General features: G+C 57.9%; 1 protein-coding gene and 1 pseudogene. Both read right to left on the bottom strand.

All coding sequences use genetic code 11. The features are described from left to right. A partial coding sequence (locus tag C5B91_RS21040; protein ID WP_147374899.1) for a UvrD-helicase domain-containing protein occupies window positions 1-203 on the bottom strand: 203 nt, incomplete at its 3' end. Beyond that, window positions 200-1182, bottom strand: a pseudogene (locus tag C5B91_RS21035) (PD-(D/E)XK nuclease family protein); the annotation flags it as partial. The pseudogene C5B91_RS21035 and the gene C5B91_RS21040, both read right to left, overlap by 4 nt.

Here is a 1182-nt window from a genome sequence, read left to right as displayed (position 1 = left end):
ATTCGCTCTCGCATCTCCATCGCCGCGTTGTTGGTGAACGTCACGAGGAGGACGTCCTCCGGCTCGACGTCTTCTTGGTCGACGATTTCCGCGTATCGACGAGTAACGGTGAACGTCTTCCCCGTCCCCGCACCGGCGTCAACGACGTGGATGCCTTGTGTGCTGTCGATGAGGTCCTGCTGTTGGTCGTTCGGCGTGGTCATCGCGAACCACCCTCCAAGATGCAGTCTCGGTTATCCACGTAGCGATAGTTCGGGTCGCCGCCGAGTCCCTGAACCGGGAAGCGCTCGTCCCCGGCACGGCGGTCGTTCAACTCCGAAAGGCGAGCTCGGACGAACTGCTCGAACGCGTCCACGTCGCCAGTGAAGTAGTTCTGGTTGCGAATACGGAGCAAGTGTCTCAGGGCCTGCTTGCAGCCGTTTTTCACGTACTTGTAGTCGCCAACGCTCTCCTTCATCTGTTCCGTCAATAGGCGAGCAAACATGGAGTCCAAGAGTTCACTCTTGTCTCTCGTCTCCGGGAACTCGTGTACGTCCAAGAACTCCGAGTACTCTTCGTACTCCACCTTGGAGAAGGTCTTGTTACAGTCGTTCGCGGCGTCTTCCTGCAGTTCGGTGAAGGTGTCTCGCCTCGCTATGTATCCGTTGTACGTAACGGGATAATACGTCACCGTCGTGAGGCAATCGTCGAGAGACCCATCCCCAGTCACCACATCGTCGAGCGTTTCGAGGAAGTGGAAGAACGTGAATCGGAGTTCCTCATCCGGGCGCTCAGTGCGCTGGTGAGCGAGATACAGCAATGCCTGGAAGTTCGGTTTGTCGCTCGGTGGGTCGAGCGCCGAGTGTTTGACGATGGAGTATGCCGACGTCTTTGCGCCACTCTTGTAGTCGAGGAGTCGGGCAGGGCCGTGAACGAGGTCGATCTTCCCCTTCAATCCGAGGTCGGTGTTCTCGAACCAGCGTTCGGTAGTTGACGAATCTATGGGCTGGTCGTAATACTCCGCGAAGAAATTCTCTCCCCAGCTACTATCCGGTGTCCTGAAGCCGCCACTCTGAGGCGGATTTGCTTCGAGGAATTCGACGATGGTCTGGAGGCCGACGCGGTACTTGGTGAGTCGGACCTCCCGATCGACGCCCCGGAGGAACGGATCAACCTCATCGAGCATGACTGTGGCGACCTCGT

Origin of the sequence: Haloferax sp. Atlit-10N, from assembly GCF_003586325.1 — an archaeon.
GTDB lineage: Archaea > Halobacteriota > Halobacteria > Halobacteriales > Haloferacaceae > Haloferax > Haloferax prahovense.
This window is presented reverse-complemented; position numbering and strand designations above follow the sequence as displayed.